The following is an 18,195-nucleotide window of genomic DNA, read 5'->3' as shown; positions in this document are numbered from 1 at the left end:
GCTGCTAATCCGACCTACATGCTGCGGCATGACTTGCGCACTGCACTCGACGCGATCTGATATTTCAAATCAACCCAAGACCAGAACTACTGGGGTCGTACCCTGAGGGTACGACCCCGGCTTTTGCTGTGGGGCTTCCTCACTCCCCCGGCCGGTACCTGCGCTCCAGGTGCTTCGCCACGTCCTCGGGGTAGAACAGCACCTGCTTGAACTCGCCCCGCGCATACATGGCCGCCTGGTCCCGGAAGTGCGGTGATTGCGGGTCGCCGCTCTGGCCGCCGGCGAGGATGCTTTTGGCCCTGATGCGCGGACCGAATTCCACGGCCGCCACAAAGCTGTTGCCGCGTTCGCCGTAGATGCGTTTCGTGCTGCTCTTGCCGCTCTGGCCATACGCGGCCAGCGCGCCCCAATTACCCGATGCGTAAGGCACGGGCAGGCTCGCTTGCGCATCGTCAAACGGCTGCACCACATCGCCCGTCAGGCGCTGGAAGCGGTTGATCTCGCCCCACGGCGTTTGCCAGTGGCCAAAATCGCGCTGCAGCTTATCGGCCGCACTGGCCAATGCCGCCAGGCGCTGCACCGCCGTGACATGCTGCGTCGCCATGAAGTCGACCACGGGCACGCCCTGCTCCCTCGCCTGCTTGCCCGTCAATTCCGCCAGTTCCTGGCCCCAGAACACGGCCAGCGAGGTGGCGGTGGACGTGAGCGCATAGCGCCAGTCCCAGGCCCGCAGCAGCGCGATCTTGTCGGCCAGCGCCAGCTGTTGCGCGTCGCCAGCCGGCAGCGCATCGTAGGCCGCGAACAGCGGCGGCAGCAGCGTTTCGAAGGCCGTCAGTTCGCTGTCGTAGGCGGCGGCGATCAGGCTGTCGAGCGTGAACCCTGTTTTATTCTGAAAAACCTTGACGGCATGCAGGCCGCGCGCGTTTTCGCCATACACGGACATGTAGGCGGGGTAATCGCCCTGGCGCGGGCTGTCGGCGCCCGCCGCCGAATACGGCCAGTTGTTCGTATTCTGTATCCAGCCATTCTTCGGATTGAACAGGGTGATGGTCTGCGCCACCGTGTGCAATCCTTTCCATTCCGTGGCCGGGTCGCTGCCGTCGACGGGCTGCTTCCAGTTGAAGCGCGGGTCGCGCACGGGGATGAAATTGCCGTGGAAATAGGCGATATTGCCGTCCGCATCCGCATATACCGTGTTGTTCGAGGAATTGGTGCGCAATTCCATCGTCTTGTAAAACGCCGCATAATCGCGCGCCTTGGTGCGCGTGTACGACTGCGTCAACGCCTTCAACGGCGAATGCATCAGCCGTACTGCCACCCATTTACCGTCCTGCGCGCGCACGATGGGGCCGTGGTGGCTGTAGTAGACGGTGATGGTTTTCGAGCCCATGCCGCCGTTCGCCAGCTTGTACGGCACGGTCATCGGCACGGCTTTCAGGGGGCGCAGACCGCCGTCATAGCGGTAGTACCATGCGCCGTCCTGGTCGACGATGCTTTCCAGGTATTCGTCGATGACGTCGCCGCCGCCCGAGGTATGCATCCAGCCCAGGCGTTCATTGAAGCCCTGGTAGACGAAGAACTGGCCCCAGGTGACGGCGCCGTAGGCGTTCAGTCCTTCGCCGCTGGTGACGTGCACCTCGGGACGGAAGTAGAACGAGGTGTGCGGATTGATCATCAGGAGCGCATGGCCATTTTTCGTGATGGCGGGCGCGATGGCGAAGCCGTTGGAGCCGTTCGGCTCCGGCTCCAGGCCTGACGCCAACCCGGTTTCCAAGCTGGCCAGCGCCACGGCGGCGGGCGCGGCCTGCTGGCCGTAGAACGCTTCGAGCTGCGCCAGGCTGACCGATTCGATATCGCCGCCGATGCTGCCTTCGCTGAAACTCAAGGCCATCCACGGTTCGAAATGCGCGATCAGCCGCGGTTTGACGTGCGGATGCGTGGCCAGGTAAAAATTCAGGCCATCGGCAAACGCGTCCATGAGTTTCTGCAGCCACGGCGGGCTGGCGCGGTACTGCGCCTGCAGTTCCAGCGGATCGATGAAGAGCTTCATGCGCAGGTCGCGGTACAGCTCCCGCTCGCCCTCGACTTCCGCCAGCCGCCCCATGGCATTGATATAGTTCAATTCCACGCGGGGAAAATCATCCTCGGCCTGCGCATACATCAGGCCGAAGACGGCATCGGCATCGCTCTTGCCCGTCACGTGGGGGATGCCCCAGGTGTCGCGCGCGATGCTGACGTTGGCGGCCTGCGCCTGCCAGCGGGCCATGTCCGTGGCAGCAACGGCGGGCGCCGCCAGCGCGGGAGCACTGGCAACGATGCCGCAGGCGATGGCGGCGAACAAGGCATGGCGAACTGGCATGAACTACTCCAATGGTCAGGATGCGTCGATGAGCGTTGCAATCCGCTGGTTCAACTCCGCATTTTCCGCCTGCAGCTGCGCCACCTTCTGTTTCAGGCTGGCGATCTCGCCGCGCAGGCGTTCCGCTTCGGACGGCGTTTGCGCCGCGTTGTCCGCCCACGGTTCGTTGCCCGTTTCCGGCGTATCCTGCGACACGTGGACTTTCGGCTCGCGCGGCGTGCGCGTGGCGGCGCGCTGTTCGCGGATTTCCTTGGCCGCCTGGCGCAGCAGTTTTTTGCCGCCGGCGACGGCCGCCACCTGTTCTTCCGGCGGCAGCGACGCCACGGTGGCGGCCGCATTGATGGAAATCGTGCCAGAACGGACGGCCTCCACCAGCTCCGGCGAAGCCGCTTTCTGGATCTTCTCGATCTGGCTGATCTGGTTGCTGCTCAGGCGCGCCGCCTTGGCCACCTCTTCGCGCGTGCTCATGGGCGGCTTGGGCGCGTTTTCGCCTTCGGGAGCGTCTGCCGCGCTGACGGGCGCCGGGCTGCGCGCGGCGACGATTTCCTTCTTGCGCAAGGCCAGCACGCCGCGCTGGAAGTCCGACACGCTGCGGCGCGCCAGGTGATTGTCGATCATCCACAGCATGACGTCGTCGAGCGAGCTGAAACTGGTGTTCTGGATGGTCTTGAATTCGATGCCGTGCTGGCGGCAGATGGCGTAGCGGTTATGCCCGTCGATCAGCACGTCGTTCCACAGCACCAGCGCGTCGCGGCAGCCTTCGGCCAGCAGGCTGCGCTCGAGCGCCGCGTACTCGCTGGCGGTGAGCGGGTCGATATACGACTGCAGCACCTGATTGATAGTGATATTCATGGTTGTCCTCAATAATACAGCTGGCGGCGCGATGGTCCGCGCCGGCACGAATGCTACACCATCCGCCGCCCCTGGCCGGGTAAAATCACGGCGGCACAGCTCAACCCAGGATACAGACCATGAAAAGAAAGTACGCCACAGCGATCATTTTTGCCGTCGCCGCCATCGGCTTTACCTGGGTCAGCCCCTACATCGCCATGTACCGCATCAGCATCGCGGCCAAATCCGTGCGCCTGGAAACCCTGGCCCAGCACGCCGACCTGCCCGCCATCCGCGCCAGCGTGGCGCGCCAGCTGCAGGCGGGCGGCGAGGCGGCCGATGCGGAGGAACTCAAGGAAATGCTCGACACCATCGTCTCGCCGCCCGGCCTCACGGTGCTGATCCTGCACGGCAAGCAGGGCAGCGACGGCAAGCGCCACGACTTCGGCATGGCCTACCGCTCGTGGAACGAAGTGGTGCTGCGGCGCAAGGGCGCCGGCCCGGCCGCCAGCCAGTTCCTGCTGCGCCGCCACGGCATCTGGGACTGGACACTGGCGGACATCACCTTGCCGCCGGAACTACTCTGAAGAAACTTGATCTAAAACAACACTTACCTAAACCGCTATGTTGACTTTGGGAAATATTATGTAGAATGCCAACACTTCAGGCGCACCGGGTCGCCAGGCATCCGAGAGATTGCAGATGAAAAGAACGTTGCTTCTCGCCCTAGTGGCACTGGTCGCGCTGGCCGGCATTTTCTATGGCAGCCCGTATTTCACCATGAACAAGATTCGCACGGCGACCATGGACGAAGATACGCAAGCGCTGGCCGCGCATATCGACCTGGCCCAGCTGCGCGGCAGCCTGGGCAGCCAACTGCACGCCCTGTTCTCGGCGCCGGAAGTGGCGGAAGACATCAGCCCCGACGTCATCGACCCGCTGCTCGACACCATGCTGATGCCTGAAGGCATCGTTGCCTTGATGAAGCTCAATGACCGCTACGAAAAACCGATCGCCAAGGTCAGCGACATCAGCGGCCGCCAGCGCAACGCCAAGCCCGAATACAAGCTGCGCTACACATCGTGGGACAAGGTCGTCGTGCAGCGCGCGCACAGCAAGAGCCACATCGGCGAACTGACCCTGACGCGTGACGGCCTGTGGCACTGGAAGCTGGTATCGGTGGCGTTGCCAAAGAATCTGCTGGCCGACGCCTGACGCGCCGGGCGCTGTCGCGGCCCCGGCCCGCACGCGCGGCCATCGCGACACATGCGCACGCCCACGCAGCACTGCTATCATCTGGCTTTGATACGCATAGGAGGCCACATGACTGACCTGGTACAACACGCACTGGCCCACGCGGCCAAACCGCCCGCCACGCCGTGGGTGGTAACGCTCGTCAACGGTGAAAAACTGACGGGTCCCATCAGCGCCCTCGGCGACGGCTGCTACGCCATCGGCCTGGGCCAGATCAAATACTTTTCCAGCGACAAGGTCGCCTGCCTGAATGTCTCGGGCGCGGGCGCCTTTCCCATCTGATGACGGAGCAGGCAGGGCCGCACGTTTCGGATCTGGCTTTGCATCTGCAGGCGCTGGAAGCGGCGCTGCAAAGCCGGGCGGTGCGCGCCGACGGCGCCAGGCTGGCGGCCCTGCTGGCCGACGAATTCGTCGAATTCGGCAGTTCCGGCCAAGTCTGGACGCGCGCGGCGACCCTGGCGGACCTGCCGGCAGAACACTTCTGCCCGCGCAGCATCAGCGATTTCCAGGCCCGCTGGCTCGCCGGCGATGTTGCATTCGTTACCTACCGCTCCGTGCGTCACGCCAGCGGCGCCCTGCCCGCCGCCGCCAGCTTGCGCAGTTCGCTGTGGAAGTGGCGCGATGGCCGCTGGCAAATGGCATTTCACCAAGGCACGCCGGTAGCCGTCTGACGCCTTGCCGCGCCCACGCCAGCGGCCCGGCCGGCGCGCATCGGCCGCGGCCGCACAAACTGTCCATGGCATGAAGTTGTTTTTTGGCACGCAAAAATTCATTGATTTACCGAATTTTTTGTGCAACAATGATTTTAACAAATAAAACAAATAAAGAAATTAATTAATGGAATCGGTTTTTAGATAGCACGATCCTTGCACCACGAATCCGTGTTCAGGATAGAGAAGCACTGCGTAGGGCATGTCCCCGTTGCCAGGCAACATCCGGCCACCCGCCCCGCGCAAGCACACTTTCTAATCTTCATCACGTATTTGGGAGAGGCATCATGGATAAATTAACTGTTCGCACCCAGCTCACTCTGGCTTTCGGCCTGCTGGTCTTTTTCCTCATCGGCATCTCGATCCTGTCAGTGCGGAGCCTGTCCAACTTCAACACCAGTTTTGACAGGTACGTCAACGGCATCACCGCCCGCGCCAATACGGCGCACCGCGTGCGCGATGCGATCGACATGCGCGCCGTGGCGGCCAGGAACCTGGTGCTCGTTTCCAAGCCGGAAGACATGGAAATCGAACGCAAGCACGTCCTGCAGGCGCAGGCCGATGTCGTCAAGAACATGCAGCAGCTGCTGCAACTGGCGCAGGAGCCGGGCGTATCGGACGAAGTGCGCAGCACCATCAACAAGATCGACAGCATCGAAAAACGCTATTCGCCCGTGGCATTGGCCATCGTCGATCTGGCCTTGCAAAAGAAGAACGAGCAAGCCATTGTCAAGATGAACGAGGAATGCCGTCCGCTGCTGGCCGCCCTCGTCGCCGCCAGCGATGAGTATTTCGCGCTCACAGACCAGCGCTCCGCCCTCATCCTGCAGGAAGATAACGAACAGTACATTCTCAACAGAAATATCCTCATCGGCGCCAGCCTGCTGTCCATCGTGCTGGCTGCCCTGGCGGGTTGGCTCATCACGCGTCACTTGCTCAAGGCGCTGGGCGCCGAACCGCGCCAGCTGTGCGACGCCGTCAGCCTGCTCGCCGGCGGCGACCTGACAGGCAAACTGAGCGTCGCGCCGAACGATACGGCCAGCGTGCTGTCAGCGCTGCAGCGCATGCAGGTGTCGCTGACCTCGGTAGTCTCATCCGTGCGCCAGGATTCAGACACGGTCTCACTGGCCGCCGCGGAAATATCCACCGGCAATAACGACCTGTCGTTGCGCACGGAACAGCAAGCCAGCTCGCTGGAAGAAACCGCTTCCTCGATGGAAGAACTCACCAGCACCGTGCGCAAGAATGCGGACAATGCCCGCGAAGCCAATGTGCTGGCCAGCACGGCATCGGACGTTGCCAGCAAGGGCGGCGCCGTGGTAGGGCAAGTGATGGGCACCATGGACCTGATCAGCGAATCGTCGCGCAAGATAGTCGACATCATCAGCGTCATCGACGGCATCGCCTTCCAGACCAATATCCTGGCCCTGAATGCGGCCGTGGAAGCGGCGCGCGCCGGCGAACAGGGCCGTGGCTTTGCCGTCGTGGCGACCGAAGTGCGCGGCCTGGCCCAGCGCAGCGCCAGCGCGGCCAAGGAAATCAAGACGCTGATCGACGACTCCGTGAGCCGCGTCGATGCGGGTTCCAGGCTGGCGGCGCAGGCGGGCACGACGATGTCCGAGGTGGTCGCCAGCGTCGCCCGCGTCAGCAACATCATCGCTGACATCACGATGGCCAGCCAGGAACAGTCCACCGGCATCGAGCAGATCAATCAGGCGGTGGCCCAGATGGACAGCGTCACGCAGCAAAACGCCTCACTGGTGGAAGAGGCGGCGGCGGCGGCCGAATCCCTGCGCGACCAGGCCAGCCACCTGGTGCAAACCGTGAGCATCTTCAAGACGCACGACAGCCAGGTGGCAGCGCCCGCCCCCACCCCGGCACGCGCCAGCGCCAAGCCGCTGCGCCTGGTACCGGCGCCCGCCAGCAGCCCCGCCAGGCGCCAGGCCGCACCCGCGAAACTGCGCGCGGTGCAGGCGGAAGCCGTGACGGCAGGCGACTGGGAAGAGTTCTGACGCGCTGCGGCCATGCGGGCGCGCATGCCTTGCTGCAACGACACATGGCAGGCAGCCGGCGCCGCGCGCCGGGAGGACCAGCCAGGTTCGCCTGCACGCGCGGCAGCGGTGCCCGCCCCCCAGCGGCGCAAGCTGCGCCAGTTTGGCTGGGCCGGCCTCGCCAGCAACAGGCTCGTCCCGCACCTAAGCCGGCCCGCCACAAGGCCGGCCGGCAGCAATTGCCCCACCAGCCAGAAATGGCACACACTCGGGCCAAGGCTGGAACGGATACAAAGTAAGGAGAGTTGACGCTGCGCAAGCCCGGCTTGCTCAGCTCTACGGCAACAATGACAGCGCTATGTCCGGCATCGTCGTGGCAGGCTGATGGAACCGGCAGCATGGACGCAGGTGGCTTTTTCGGAACAGAGCGTTTTGCGGAACTGGCGAAGGCTTGGAAAATAGTGAGTACTATCTCGGGGAATTACATGCGCGCTGATGGAGCCGGAATCGAAAACCGCCAGGCTAACTCAGCCAATAGCCCAAAAAACCATCATACATACCATCATTGGAGAAAAAGTTCTTCGATTCCATTCCGCCTGGAGCGGTTGATGGTGACTTCAGACAATCAATCTCGTACAAAAAACGTCAAATGGTAGTGCTCACGTTGAAGTTTTTTTCCTTTGTATTTTCGTCCCTGCAAGCATCGGCACTGAGGGAATACCTTCTTGAAAGGCATGGCCGAAAACTGCTGCGATTTTTTTGAGGCGGCGGTTTCTCTATTGCGGTGTCCGCTTACGCCCCAAAGCCGACACTCGCCTAACTTATGTCGAACACTGAGCCAGTTGGTCCAGTGCTCTCAACAAAGCCAACGATGCCGCAATTTCAAAGCTTCCCTCGTTCGAATCAATAGCATGTGATGACCCATCTACTATCCGAATCAGGAGACCTTCCGTGCTGTATGTACCAAACCTTGCGTGAGGCTGGAATTGTGCCTCGATGCCTCTGTAAACCGCTGCCTTAAATTCCTCAGGGATCCTTGTAGGCGAGACTTCCCATGTGAATGAAAGCGCCGTTTGCGCCGGTTCGACTGACAGGATTACGTGACCGTAGCGATGCATGCCGCCAACTTGTCGGACGATTAGCCCTTCTCCACGCAGTGGACCTTCAATCGCAAATCTCTTCATTGTTTAGTCACCATCGCCGTTTCCGCCACTCTGCAAAAGACCGCTCCTGGCCGGCTGCCGTCGTTGCCAGATTCTGCCCCGAACCAGATATTGCCTATGCTGAGGAGCATTCGACACCGCGCAAACGAAGCGAACGACAAAGCGTTTCCACCTTAATCTCATTGTCTTGCACGCTCACAAAATATCTTTCGTTTTGCAGAGCCTCAAATCCAGACGGCAGTGCCCAAATCGGATCAAGAGAATTTCTGACAGAGCCTTCTAAATAATAGTTAAATCCATCTATCGACTCGCGTTGGGAGTCATTGGCGAAGACGCAGTCGAACCCCTCAATCCATTTTGCGAACTGGGTACTCATTCCGTGCAGCCCCGGATACAGACGACGTAAAGGCGTCGGCAGAAATCGGACCTCGCCGATGGTCCAGATGACGTCGCGGCGAACCTTGGGAAGCAACACAGTCACCAGGGGCGAAGCATTGGCGTCAATCGCACCATCAGCGTGGTACTTGATCTCGCCGAAAGTCTTGAAGTGCAGAGCAGCGCCCCAGTCGGTAAGTGTAACGGCTGGGGGAACTGCGAGCGCACGAAACCATTCAAGTATTTCAGAGCATGCTTCTGGGCTAGCGGCGAATCGGTAAGTCGTAGCCATCTGAATAGAATCCTTTAACTAGATGATTCGGAAACGAATTCCTACGTCTGCTTGTGGCCGAACCAGGCCGTTCAGCTCAGCATAGCAGGTCGTCAGCACAAAAATCCAGCGCGTCCCACTACAGGCTTGATTCGACCCAAAGCCGCCGTACAAATGAAATGATAGCAGGCAAAGCTCAGTGCTTACGACGCCAGTCAAGGTATTCAAACTCGCTGTCGTCCCTGTCCAATTCCACGCGGTAGTAGGAACGCTTCGCCATCTCGCTAGGGGTATCGTGCCAGTAAAGTTCAGCAATCTTCTCAACTGTTAGACGTGCAAGTAACCGGTTGTAATAGGAGCCTGTAATCTCTCGAGCGCGCTGACTCGGCACCCCAAACCGTTTCTTTACCTCATCGATAGTTTGCTCTAGCAGATGCGGCATCGTGCATTCTATCGGTGCGTCCGAGTCACGAAAAGTGGTGACTGGTTGTTTTAACGCCGAGTCCAGAATGTATCTCGCTACGCTAGAACCAGAGTTGGTTGTGAGAACGAGTTCCCCCTCTTGCTCCAGCTCGACGAGAGACTGCAAAATCTTTTCTACGAGCTGCTCGTCGTCCATATAGAACTCCCGATAATTATGAATTTGCCGTCGGCCCGAAGCTGCCAGTCGGCGAAGGTCCGCTTTTGGCTGCGGATTCAATCGGTCAACGCAACTAGTTGTTTCTGGCCGTTTTCCGTCATTGGCAGGTTACGCCGCCATTGCGGACACTAACAATCGGCATAAACGCAACAACGAATTCGCGCGTTTAATTGCGACAGGTTATTCGGCAATCAGCCCCGGGGAATGAACCACACTTCCGTTCCTTTCGGAACATCATTTTTCGTAATATCTCTTGGTAAAAGGATTGGAGCCGTGATGACCATCTGTCTTGGGCGACCCAACATTTCCACACCTTGAATCACAGTTTCGAAGCTTTGCCCATCAGGCTTGCGCAACTGTAGGCGATCTCCAATTCGAAGCGGCTGCGCACCGGCCTCTCCAGAAGGGCCGGGAGCAAGCACGCATCCACGATTAGTTATCTGAAACGCGTCCTCGACTATAAAAAGTAGAATCGGCTCCATGTCGCAATCCCTTCTGTGTTGGTAATGTCCGCTTCTGGCTGCGGATTCAATCGGTCAACGCAACACACTGTTCAAATCGTTGAGCCGGTGTTTGGTAGTGTAGCGTCTTCCTGGGCCGCTCGTTGAGTCGTCTGGCTATTCCATCGAGTTGCTCTTGCGAATACGTGGAAATATCCAGCCCCTTGGGGAAATACTGGCGCAACAGGCCATTGGTATTTTCATTTGAACCGCGCTGCCATGGATTCTGTGGATCGCAGAAGTAGACCTGGATGTCGGTGGCCAACGTAAAGCGTTTATGCCCAGCGAGCTCGCTGCCACGATCCCAGGTCAGTGATTTATACAGTTCCTGGGGAAGCCTGCGGGCATTGTCGATCAATGCGTTAACCACTGTTTCGGTATTTTTGGCGGCGACTTTTATCAGCATGACATAGCGCGTCTGGCGCTCAACCAAGGTCACGATCTGGCTGTTGTGGCTGCCGCATAGCAGGTCTCCCTCCCAATGCCCGGGCACCGCTCGATCCGCTGCCGTCGCTGGACGCTCGCTGATCGACACGGCGTCGACAATTCTGCCGTGGTTGTCCGTCTTTTGGGTGTGATGACGTGAGCGGCGCATGGCGCGCGTACGACGCAAGTGCTCCAGCAGTTCCTTCTTTAAGGCGCCTCGGGCCTGGATATAGAGGCTGCGGTAAATGGTTTCATGCGACACGTGGCACTCCTCGTGGCGCGTGAACAGCCGCTTGAGCCAGCCAGCAATCTGTTCCGGCGACCACTGCAATTGGAGCTTGCTGGCAACCATGTTGGCCAGCATGCGGCTCTCCGTCAGCTTACAAGGTTTGGGGCGACGCGCCTGATCCCAAGCATGCTGATCCGCCTGAGTCGCACGATATGCTTCGCGGCCACCATTGCGCCTGAGTTCCCTGCTGATGGTCGATGGTGCGCGCCCAAGGCGCCGGGCAAGTGCGCGGATGGATATACACCGGTAACGATGGCGCGCGAGACTTCCTCGCGCTCGGCCAGTGTCAGCGCCAGTCTGGAACGGCTTCGCGGCGCTGGCCGTATACCACCAGATTCGGCCAGAATGCGCTGTATCGATGAGTGATTCCGATCAAACAGTTGGGCTATCATCTGCAGGGAATCACCTTGCTTCCAGCGCTCCCACATCAAGGCCTTCTGGCTCTCGGTGTAATAAATGCGTGGTTTCTGTTCCATCTTCAACACTCCTGTAACCTAGGCGTTTGGGTTAGAGTGTTGCGACCACCGATTGAATCCGCAGCCGGTTGCCGTCGTTGGTCGGTTACGCCCCGAAGCAGACATAGATCTGACGCATTCGACATATGCCACCGCAGCAGATTAACCGTCGTGATAAACAACGCCGTATGTGTCGAACATAGCTCCAGCTAGCTCGACCATGCTTAAGCCGCTGCGCTCCCAAAAAAACAGAAAGTACTCCAACTTGTCGTAAGGTGCTTCAGCGTCCATGCCGTGCAGCGCACAAATCGTGGTTCTGATACGCAACACCTCAGGGTCATCCGACATATCGCGTCCTCGGATGGTCTCCCAAAGCCTCACCCGGACAGCTAAGGCCTCGCTATCCGTTGCCGCGCCCTCAAGATATCGTTTAGCAGCCAAAACAGAAGACTGCGCGGTAACGGGTAGACATTCGATCACCCGAGCCAGGGCGTTAACCATAAAGCGTTGAGCATCACCGTGCTCTACCGGATCATCCAGATCAACGGTGGATGAAATAACATCAAAAGGATCACGGTGAGACATGCTGACTTTCTGAGTAAAGCTTAATTGGTCAATTGCCGACTGTCCGCTTCTGGCCGGTATCGGCCGCATGAATCTCCGCCGTTTCCTCGGCCGTGGGTGAAAAGCTCCACATGTTTCCCATTGCTTCGCGATTGATGTCGTCGGCATCAATTAACACCTCATCGTCTTGCGCCATTTCCAGTCATGCATTGACTGTCCTGCAATTCATCATGTCGTCATGCATCCCATGTTTTAAAAGCCGTCCATACCGAGCGCCATGCGCCATGCGGAAGTTTGGCCTGCATGGAAAGTGACAGTCCGCCGTCACCCATACGATCGCCTGGCTTCCATTGTTTATTCTTCAGACTAAGTGCCCGTGCTCTTCCCATATCGACAGTTTTCATGTCTTTGATGTCATAGCCGACTTCCAATACGGGATGCAGCACTTCTCCATTAGCTGTCAAATATAAAGTATCGACATGGACCTTGGGTTTGTCAAAACGTTCGTAAAGCCTTGTTGCAGCGGATTTGAAACCCTGGCCAATGGCGATGCTGATGGTCGTTGGGCCATTGCAGCCCAGAAGCGAGGCAAGCGCCCAATAATCATGATCAGCCGTGACAAGCCTGGCCAAACAGCGTTCTATCCATGCCGATTCATCAGTTCTGAATTCTTTCCAGTATGGAGAAAACGAATTTTGCAGGTAGCCAACTTCGTGCAGCGCACCGACCAGGTTAATCTGCTTGTCCACGCAGCCAATATCTTGCAACAGATGGGCTGCGGCTGCGGCGACCGCATACTCGCCTTTGGCCATGGCCTTGTCTTCGAGTTTTTTCAGTTTGGTGTTAATACTCATTCTTTTCCTGGTGCGAACGATACCGCGTTCGTTATGGTTACTGGTGGCTCCTGGAAGCGGGAGCCGCGGCATGGCTCGCGTTGACGCAAGCTTGATCGCGCGCCCCTATAAACAGGCGGGGCGCCAACGCTCCATGCCGTCCTCTTCATCGAGAATGCTTAAAGTATTATCCAAAGTCTCCATCATTCCTTTTCTGTATCCTAGAAATATCAAAACCGATGTTGCGAAGGGCTGTTTCTGGCCGTTTTGCGCCCAAGAGCATAACAAGTTGCCAATCGGAAAAACTCACACATTGTCACATGCTGGTGCGAAGGCCCGCTATGGGGGGAGCTGCTCTTCGTTAAACGTCCGCTTCTGGCCGAACTCGGCCGTTACTCATCATATTCGTCGAGCAAAAGGAAGCGCTGCACTTCTTCATCGCCCGGCTGCCAGTCAGCACCACGTTCCTCGTAAATCTTTACTAGCCCCAGCAAAGTCAATGGGTCATCAGCGACAAAAATACCGGCGTCATCTTCCGCTTGATATTGTTGTTCAGCCGTCTTGTCTCGAGTTACCGCATAGCCAAGTTTGTGCAAGACTTCCAACGCAGGAGCAAGCGTGTTTCTAACTGCTGCAATTCGAATTTTATGTTGCATTTCAATGATTTCATCATCAGTACAGATGCATTTCGTGCCAAGGGCAGTCCGCTCTTGGCCGCAATGAAGCCGTCGGTCCCGCAATTTCCGCTATTTGACTCCGACGGCACCCCAGCCATCGTAATACCCGTTGCGAACTTCTGCCAGGGATTGCAGTGTGCGTGTAGTCGCCTGCATTGCTTGCAACTCTGGCACCATCTTGCGCTTGGCGTGAATTTCCCATTGCTTCGTGGTGGGCGGCTGGCCAACGCCTACAATCTCGTATCCCAAGGCACTGATTTTCTCCGCAGTGGCAACCGCGTCGTCCTTTCGTGTAAAGACAAGAAAGAAATCGATGTCGTGTACTTTGCTAACATCCGCGCCGTTCTGACGCAGAGTTTCTATGACCCGTGCATCCTGCTGTTCGGCAATTGATGTTTGAGCAATGACTGTCGATGCCGCAAACCATGCAGTTACCAACGTCGCGCAGGCTAACAGGCTAAGTGGTTTCATAGAGATGTGATCTTTCTTGATCTAGTATAAAAATGTGGTGAGCACATTGGCCAACGACAGCTGACTGTCTGCTTCTGGCCGATTGCAGCGTAGACCTGAACTGAAGAATCATTGGCTTCTCCATTGAATTCCTGGAGTTCTGCGCTGCAACGGTAACCAACACTTCAGAGTATTTATAGCAGCGCTCACCGTCAGTCCTTCGGCTATAAACCCGCAATGTTCATGTGCGACTATGGTGGCTTGTTCTTGTGCATCTATTTCAACTATAAGATTGCCGTAGTCTACGGACGCGCCAAGACACGCAACAAAAAGCTCTGAGCCGGGTTTAAGATTGAGATTCGAAAAACTAAGAACTTCAGCTTCGCTAACAGAACGAAAAGATGACCGAGTTGGCATATCTCCAAAACTTTCGAACTCAACATAGTAGTAGGTGTTTGGTCGCATTTATCGTGACAAAAATTTAGCCTAAGTGAACGTCTGGTAGTGGCCACTTGCCGCCGTTACCTAATTGAACCGCAGCCGACAAACGTCCCCGAGAATAGCAAATTGTCAAACGGAAAACTACACGTATTATCACGCCCGTGCAAATGACTCCCCACGCGCCAGACAGTCGCCACCATGTCGAAATGCAACCGGTAAAGCTGCTGCTAAGGTCGCCAGCACTTGGCCGGTTATCTGGCGCGTCCGCTCGAGCGTTTCCGGACAGCGCCCTGCGGCATGGGCAGCCTGGGCGGTAGCGGCGGGTCCGGCAGGTGCGCCATGCGCTCCAGGCAGGTTGCTGCGGCTGTTGCCACTGCTGCGCCCGATGCCTGCAGCAGCGCATAGCGTGCCGCTGGCCCTTCGGCCATGGCCGATGCGTGGCAGGTCAACCGGGCCAGCGCGCCAAATTCCGCGACCGTGATGGCGCTGCCGCTGCGGCAAAGCTCGGCCTCCATGCGGGATGCCGCCTGGCCGCGCAAGGCGTCGGCGACTGGCTGATCTCCCAGCGTTTTCCAGCCTTGTGCCGGGACACCTCGCGCCCGTAGCGATCAAACGCATCCTTGCACGTCTCTTCGACAACCTTCCTCTTGCCGTCCGCCAGTTGTACGCGCTGGCTTGCCTCCCATGCGAGAGCGGCCGCCCTGGTCTCGAAGCTTACGGACACACGAACGCCCTTGATCATGTGGCGATGCCGCCAAATTCTGCCATCCATGACCGGAGCTGCCATTTTGGTAAATCCATTGGTAAATTTTGGCAAATGGCAGCGGCATTTCGGTGTTTTATGCCGCATATTGCGTTTTGTACAGATGAAAAAAAACCGCCTTCTCCTATAAAAATAGAAGAAAGCGGCTTTTGTATCATAATGCGTTTTTTGTTCTTGGTGCCGGAGCCGGAATCGAAAACCGCTCTGTTAACTCAGCCAATATCCAAAAATACCATCATAAATACCATCATTGGAGAAAAAGTTCTTCGTTACCATTCCACCTGGAGCGGTTGCTGGTGACTTCAGACAAATAGTCTAGTACAAAAAACGTCAAATGCTAGTACTCGCGTTGAAGTTTTTTTTGACTTTGTATTTTCGTTCCTGCAAGCATCAGCAGTAAGGGAATACCTTCTTGAAAAGCATGGCCGAAACTACTGCGATTTTTTGAGGTGGCTGCTTCTGTATTGCGGTGTCCGCTTACGCCCCAAAGAGGACCTTCGGCGAAACGCGCTCTGCCCTCCAGACGCCCACCGGTACGCGAGTGCAACCGCTGCAACCCGGCGGGTCTTGACACCTAGGCTTCGCGCACCTTCTCGGAATGGTCGATCAAGCACGCCAAGACTAGGTGCGGAAACTTATTTCTAAATGGGAGGGAAGAGAAAATCCATTGCACCATCTGTAAAACCATTCGTGATTAAATAAAATGCAACGTCAAATTATTGCAAGCCACAAATCATCTTTTGAATTATTTTGCATTTTCATTATTTGCTCAATACGTCGAGTGTATTTCCTTTGAGGCGCATAAAGGCTCCCTTGTCGACCTGGATCGCGGGTAACAATTTTGTGCAATACCATATACTGAATAGCTTTTTCGGCAGCTTCTGCATCCCAATATTTTTCGGCTCCTCTTAGAAGTGCTTCCTCCTGTCGGGCGCGCCCCTTTTGAAAGAAAAGTTTTTTTAGAATAGCTAGCAACGTTTTTTGCTTATTTGTGAGATTTAGTTCACTTATTTTTGCTACCGAAGACGTGTCTTCACTTTTCCCTACAATAGGTGCGAAAAATACTTCAGAAAATCCAGAAAGATCTGAAGCTCCTTTTAGAACTGTAATCATGCAATCTGTGAATGTTGTTGAATTGAAATTCGCACCTTCAATAACTAACTTTTCAATTTCTACACCTACAATTGAAAGATTAGAAATTTCTATATCAACTAGAGGTAATTCTTTTATTCGGCCATCGAATACAGAAAAACCTCGAAAATCGATTGCTTCTTGCCCCTGAAAAATTTTAGCAGCTACAAAATCGCAACCTATTTGCGTGTTGACATGTGAGCAACAATATTTTACAAACTTTTCTGTTTCATGCTCTAGCCCGGCCACGCGCGTGAACATGCGCAAACCTAACTCCCCTAATGGCTGAAGCCACCTTTTTTTAGCAATCGATTTCTCTGATTTCAGCGATGAATTTCCAAGTGCTATTCCACGAAGTCCGTCTTTAGCATAGTCATCGACAAAAATTCTCTCTGCTCCTCCATCACCCGTCCGCCCCAAATAAGGGAGTTTTTGCAACAACTGTGCAGCTTCATCAATAGGCGGCGATCCTGTCACTTCAAAAAATACGGTATTTATTTCTTCTGCAGTTATATTTTCGCTACCCTCATACTTTTCCCTAGTGCGCTGAGCCAATGAAAGCAAAATATTCTTTAAACTGTCCTTGAAAATAGCGGGATTTGCTTTAGTTTCTCGCGCGCATATAGCATCAAATACGCTTTCGAAAAATTCCAATTCCCCCTCAGCCGCAGATTCAATCCGTTCGACCTCTTCATTGCTCAATCTAGCTAGAAGTTGGCAGATCAGTGGCTTACGCGGCATCCAGTCCGGAACAGCTTGTAGTTTAGTATTAAGTTTTAGGTATTCGGCTAGCTCATCACTGGAGAATTCACTAGGGGATTTCAATAACAATACATCAGGAAGATTAAGCCCTAAACATTCTGCCATTTCAATATCGGAAGAAAAGTAATGTTCCCTTCCTGCAAGGAAAATCCCTGCGGCGCCTGCGGAGGAAATCAGGTCCCTTACCCCCTCAAGACTTTTCTTCCTGACTTCCCTAAGCCGATTTGGATCACCTGACCATGGCTGCGAACCAATCTCGTCAAATCCGTCTAGCAAAATTATTTGCTGTCCGTGCCGAACACTTCGAACAATATTATCGCTATATTCACCTAAACCTAATATATCTAAATGATCAGCAATCAATCTATTAAACTTTTTAACTCCGTAACTTTCCCGAAGATTAATTGCGAGCGGTGGAAATTGAGAATTATTAACAATTAAACTTCTAAAAACTTCCATTATGCAACGAGATTTACCCGATCCGAACTCCCCCATCAACACGATTTTGGTGCCGTGTTTTAATTTTTCAGTTATGTCGGATACAGTGTATTCTCTGCCAGAGTCATCTAAATATCGTATAGGGGTGTAATACTTCTCGTCGACGTTGCCTGTGTCAGGATCGACAGCGCTTCCAAAAGGGCTGCGTAATCGTTCAGCTATATATTGGGATGAGCCTATAAATTTTGAGGCAAAAGTTTCCAAGCTATGAACCTCTACATCTAATGCTTCACCGGTTCCTCTCAGCGAAGTATAGTCACCAGATGTTACAAAGAAACTTTCCGAGTAAATTCTTTTGCTCAATAATGCCTGCTTCATTGAATTTAGTTTTGCAACATCGCCTCTCAATTTATTCAGATCATCTCGCTTCGATATTTCTATAAGTATCCAATAGTCTTTTTTTATTTTTAAAACGGTATCGCAGCGAATATCAGCCACGTTTTCTGGCTCGGCCTTTGTTGACCAAACCGATTCCGCAATTTTTCTAACTTCGCGTTCTAAATCTTGCCAGCGCATTTTATTTTCCTGTAAAATATTTTAATTGAAAAATACCACATTAAAACTTTTTCCTGAAAGGTCTATTCACTATACCTCTCGTACCTCGCGTGAGCTGCACCAAAAATCCTTCACGAATATTTTTAATATCCAAACCGTTGAAGTTGCTTCAGTTTATCTCAATCCGGACGGCAGTCTGTAGAGTCTAAATGAGGAATGGAAAGACGGCCAAATAGCAGCGATTCAATATTGTGAGCGACCGCTTCTGGCCGTTTGCTGTCATTGGTAGGCTGCTCCCAAAAGCGGTCACATGTCAA

Annotated in this window: 20 protein-coding genes and 1 pseudogene; 6 read left to right on the top strand and 15 right to left on the bottom strand. The window is 55.5% G+C overall.

What is annotated here, in order from left to right; all coding sequences use genetic code 11:
* Positions 1 to 139 precede the first annotated feature (139 nt).
* Entirely contained in the window at positions 140 to 2,359 is a 2,220-nt protein-coding gene (locus tag CBW50_RS06880; RefSeq protein ID WP_086144843.1) for an acylase, read from the bottom strand.
* 15 nt (positions 2,360 to 2,374) lie between these two features.
* On the bottom strand, positions 2,375 to 3,211 hold the full coding sequence (locus CBW50_RS06875) for a hypothetical protein (RefSeq protein WP_086144842.1): 837 nt from the start codon (positions 3,209 to 3,211) through the stop codon (positions 2,375 to 2,377).
* Positions 3,212 to 3,330: 119 nt separating this feature from the next.
* On the opposite strand from CBW50_RS06875, the gene CBW50_RS06870 reads away from it, so the two are divergent.
* From CBW50_RS06870 to CBW50_RS28710, 6 genes are all read left to right on the top strand, one after another.
* Positions 3,331 to 3,777: a DUF2939 domain-containing protein gene (locus tag CBW50_RS06870; protein ID WP_086144841.1), complete on the top strand. Its 447-nt coding sequence runs from the start codon at positions 3,331 to 3,333 to the stop codon at positions 3,775 to 3,777.
* A 127-nt stretch (positions 3,778 to 3,904) separates the two neighbouring features.
* The gene (locus tag CBW50_RS06865; RefSeq protein ID WP_157792275.1) at positions 3,905 to 4,405 is read left to right on the top strand and encodes a DUF2939 domain-containing protein; all 501 of its coding nucleotides are present in this window, start codon (positions 3,905 to 3,907) and stop codon (positions 4,403 to 4,405) included.
* Positions 4,406 to 4,513: 108 nt separating this feature from the next.
* Positions 4,514 to 4,726 (top strand): hypothetical protein, encoded by a 213-nt coding sequence (locus tag CBW50_RS06860; protein WP_086144839.1) that lies wholly within the window; start codon positions 4,514 to 4,516, stop codon positions 4,724 to 4,726.
* A 38-nt stretch (positions 4,727 to 4,764) separates the two neighbouring features.
* Entirely contained in the window at positions 4,765 to 5,115 is a 351-nt protein-coding gene (locus CBW50_RS06855) for a DUF4440 domain-containing protein (protein ID WP_226935919.1), read from the top strand.
* Positions 5,116 to 5,441: 326 nt separating this feature from the next.
* Positions 5,442 to 7,166 carry a methyl-accepting chemotaxis protein gene (locus CBW50_RS06850; protein WP_086144837.1) on the top strand — a complete coding sequence of 575 codons (1,725 nt, stop codon included), beginning with the start codon at positions 5,442 to 5,444 and terminating at the stop codon, positions 7,164 to 7,166.
* 284 nt (positions 7,167 to 7,450) lie between these two features.
* On the top strand, positions 7,451 to 7,801 hold the full coding sequence (locus CBW50_RS28710) for a hypothetical protein (protein WP_139842430.1): 351 nt from the start codon (positions 7,451 to 7,453) through the stop codon (positions 7,799 to 7,801).
* 165 nt (positions 7,802 to 7,966) lie between these two features.
* Here the strand turns inward: CBW50_RS28710 and CBW50_RS30300 are convergent, their stop codons facing one another.
* The 13 genes and pseudogenes from CBW50_RS30300 to CBW50_RS06805 all read right to left on the bottom strand — a co-directional run bounded on the left by CBW50_RS30300 (position 7,967) and on the right by CBW50_RS06805 (position 17,899).
* Entirely contained in the window at positions 7,967 to 8,329 is a 363-nt protein-coding gene (locus CBW50_RS30300; protein ID WP_086144836.1) for a hypothetical protein, read from the bottom strand.
* A gap of 94 nt (positions 8,330 to 8,423) precedes the next feature.
* On the bottom strand, positions 8,424 to 8,975 hold the full coding sequence (locus tag CBW50_RS06840) for a hypothetical protein (RefSeq protein ID WP_086144835.1): 552 nt from the start codon (positions 8,973 to 8,975) through the stop codon (positions 8,424 to 8,426).
* 175 nt (positions 8,976 to 9,150) lie between these two features.
* The gene (locus tag CBW50_RS06835; RefSeq protein ID WP_086144834.1) at positions 9,151 to 9,573 is read right to left on the bottom strand and encodes a hypothetical protein; all 423 of its coding nucleotides are present in this window, start codon (positions 9,571 to 9,573) and stop codon (positions 9,151 to 9,153) included.
* A gap of 212 nt (positions 9,574 to 9,785) precedes the next feature.
* Positions 9,786 to 10,076 carry a hypothetical protein gene (locus CBW50_RS28705; protein ID WP_139842429.1) on the bottom strand — a complete coding sequence of 97 codons (291 nt, stop codon included), beginning with the start codon at positions 10,074 to 10,076 and terminating at the stop codon, positions 9,786 to 9,788.
* Between the two features lie 46 nt (positions 10,077 to 10,122).
* Positions 10,123 to 11,285: pseudogene (locus tag CBW50_RS06830) on the bottom strand (IS30 family transposase).
* Positions 11,286 to 11,426: 141 nt separating this feature from the next.
* Positions 11,427 to 11,849, bottom strand: coding sequence for a hypothetical protein (locus tag CBW50_RS06825; protein ID WP_139842428.1), 423 nt, complete (start codon positions 11,847 to 11,849; stop codon positions 11,427 to 11,429).
* Positions 11,850 to 11,877: 28 nt separating this feature from the next.
* Complete coding sequence (locus CBW50_RS29285) at positions 11,878 to 12,024, bottom strand: hypothetical protein (protein WP_157792277.1); 147 nt, start codon at positions 12,022 to 12,024, stop codon at positions 11,878 to 11,880.
* Between the two features lie 40 nt (positions 12,025 to 12,064).
* Complete coding sequence (locus tag CBW50_RS06820; protein WP_086144832.1) at positions 12,065 to 12,682, bottom strand: hypothetical protein; 618 nt, start codon at positions 12,680 to 12,682, stop codon at positions 12,065 to 12,067.
* Between the two features lie 371 nt (positions 12,683 to 13,053).
* Positions 13,054 to 13,317, bottom strand: a complete 264-nt coding sequence (locus CBW50_RS06815; protein ID WP_099420385.1) for a hypothetical protein — start codon at positions 13,315 to 13,317, stop codon at positions 13,054 to 13,056.
* 90 nt (positions 13,318 to 13,407) lie between these two features.
* Entirely contained in the window at positions 13,408 to 13,809 is a 402-nt protein-coding gene (locus CBW50_RS06810; RefSeq protein ID WP_086144830.1) for a ribonuclease E inhibitor RraB, read from the bottom strand.
* Positions 13,810 to 14,480: 671 nt separating this feature from the next.
* On the bottom strand, positions 14,481 to 14,744 hold the full coding sequence (locus CBW50_RS28700) for a hypothetical protein (RefSeq protein WP_139842427.1): 264 nt from the start codon (positions 14,742 to 14,744) through the stop codon (positions 14,481 to 14,483).
* A gap of 223 nt (positions 14,745 to 14,967) precedes the next feature.
* Complete coding sequence (locus tag CBW50_RS28695) at positions 14,968 to 15,150, bottom strand: hypothetical protein (protein WP_139842426.1); 183 nt, start codon at positions 15,148 to 15,150, stop codon at positions 14,968 to 14,970.
* Positions 15,151 to 15,703: 553 nt separating this feature from the next.
* The gene (locus CBW50_RS06805) at positions 15,704 to 17,899 is read right to left on the bottom strand and encodes a hypothetical protein (RefSeq protein WP_086144829.1); all 2,196 of its coding nucleotides are present in this window, start codon (positions 17,897 to 17,899) and stop codon (positions 15,704 to 15,706) included.
* Between the last annotated feature and the right edge of the window lie 296 nt (positions 17,900 to 18,195).

It is taken from the genome of Janthinobacterium sp. GW458P, from assembly GCF_002127585.1.
Classification (GTDB): Bacteria; Pseudomonadota; Gammaproteobacteria; order Burkholderiales; family Burkholderiaceae_D; genus Janthinobacterium.
The sequence above is the reverse complement of the archived record's forward strand: the minus strand, read 5'-3'. Positions and strand labels throughout refer to the sequence as shown.

Bases quoted from the DNA above. Each gene is read 5' to 3' on its own strand.
- CBW50_RS28705 (WP_139842429.1), bottom strand. From the start codon at position 10,076: ATGGAGCCGATTCTACTTTTTATAGTCGAGGACGCGTTTCAGATAACT.
- CBW50_RS06860 (WP_086144839.1), top strand. From the start codon at position 4,514: ATGACTGACCTGGTACAACACGCACTGGCCCACGCGGCCAAACCGCCC.
- CBW50_RS06850 (WP_086144837.1), top strand. From the start codon at position 5,442: ATGGATAAATTAACTGTTCGCACCCAGCTCACTCTGGCTTTCGGCCTG.
- CBW50_RS06820 (WP_086144832.1), bottom strand. From the start codon at position 12,682: ATGAGTATTAACACCAAACTGAAAAAACTCGAAGACAAGGCCATGGCC.
- CBW50_RS29285 (WP_157792277.1), bottom strand. From the start codon at position 12,024: ATGGCGCAAGACGATGAGGTGTTAATTGATGCCGACGACATCAATCGC.
- CBW50_RS06840 (WP_086144835.1), bottom strand. From the start codon at position 8,975: ATGGCTACGACTTACCGATTCGCCGCTAGCCCAGAAGCATGCTCTGAA.
- CBW50_RS30300 (WP_086144836.1), bottom strand. From the start codon at position 8,329: ATGAAGAGATTTGCGATTGAAGGTCCACTGCGTGGAGAAGGGCTAATC.
- CBW50_RS06875 (WP_086144842.1), bottom strand. From the start codon at position 3,211: ATGAATATCACTATCAATCAGGTGCTGCAGTCGTATATCGACCCGCTC.
- CBW50_RS06825 (WP_139842428.1), bottom strand. From the start codon at position 11,849: ATGTCTCACCGTGATCCTTTTGATGTTATTTCATCCACCGTTGATCTG.
- CBW50_RS06835 (WP_086144834.1), bottom strand. From the start codon at position 9,573: ATGGACGACGAGCAGCTCGTAGAAAAGATTTTGCAGTCTCTCGTCGAG.
- CBW50_RS06815 (WP_099420385.1), bottom strand. From the start codon at position 13,317: ATGCAACATAAAATTCGAATTGCAGCAGTTAGAAACACGCTTGCTCCT.
- CBW50_RS28700 (WP_139842427.1), bottom strand. From the start codon at position 14,744: ATGGAGGCCGAGCTTTGCCGCAGCGGCAGCGCCATCACGGTCGCGGAA.
- CBW50_RS06880 (WP_086144843.1), bottom strand. From the start codon at position 2,359: ATGCCAGTTCGCCATGCCTTGTTCGCCGCCATCGCCTGCGGCATCGTT.
- CBW50_RS06810 (WP_086144830.1), bottom strand. From the start codon at position 13,809: ATGAAACCACTTAGCCTGTTAGCCTGCGCGACGTTGGTAACTGCATGG.
- CBW50_RS28695 (WP_139842426.1), bottom strand. From the start codon at position 15,150: ATGATACAAAAGCCGCTTTCTTCTATTTTTATAGGAGAAGGCGGTTTT.
- CBW50_RS06870 (WP_086144841.1), top strand. From the start codon at position 3,331: ATGAAAAGAAAGTACGCCACAGCGATCATTTTTGCCGTCGCCGCCATC.
- CBW50_RS06805 (WP_086144829.1), bottom strand. From the start codon at position 17,899: ATGCGCTGGCAAGATTTAGAACGCGAAGTTAGAAAAATTGCGGAATCG.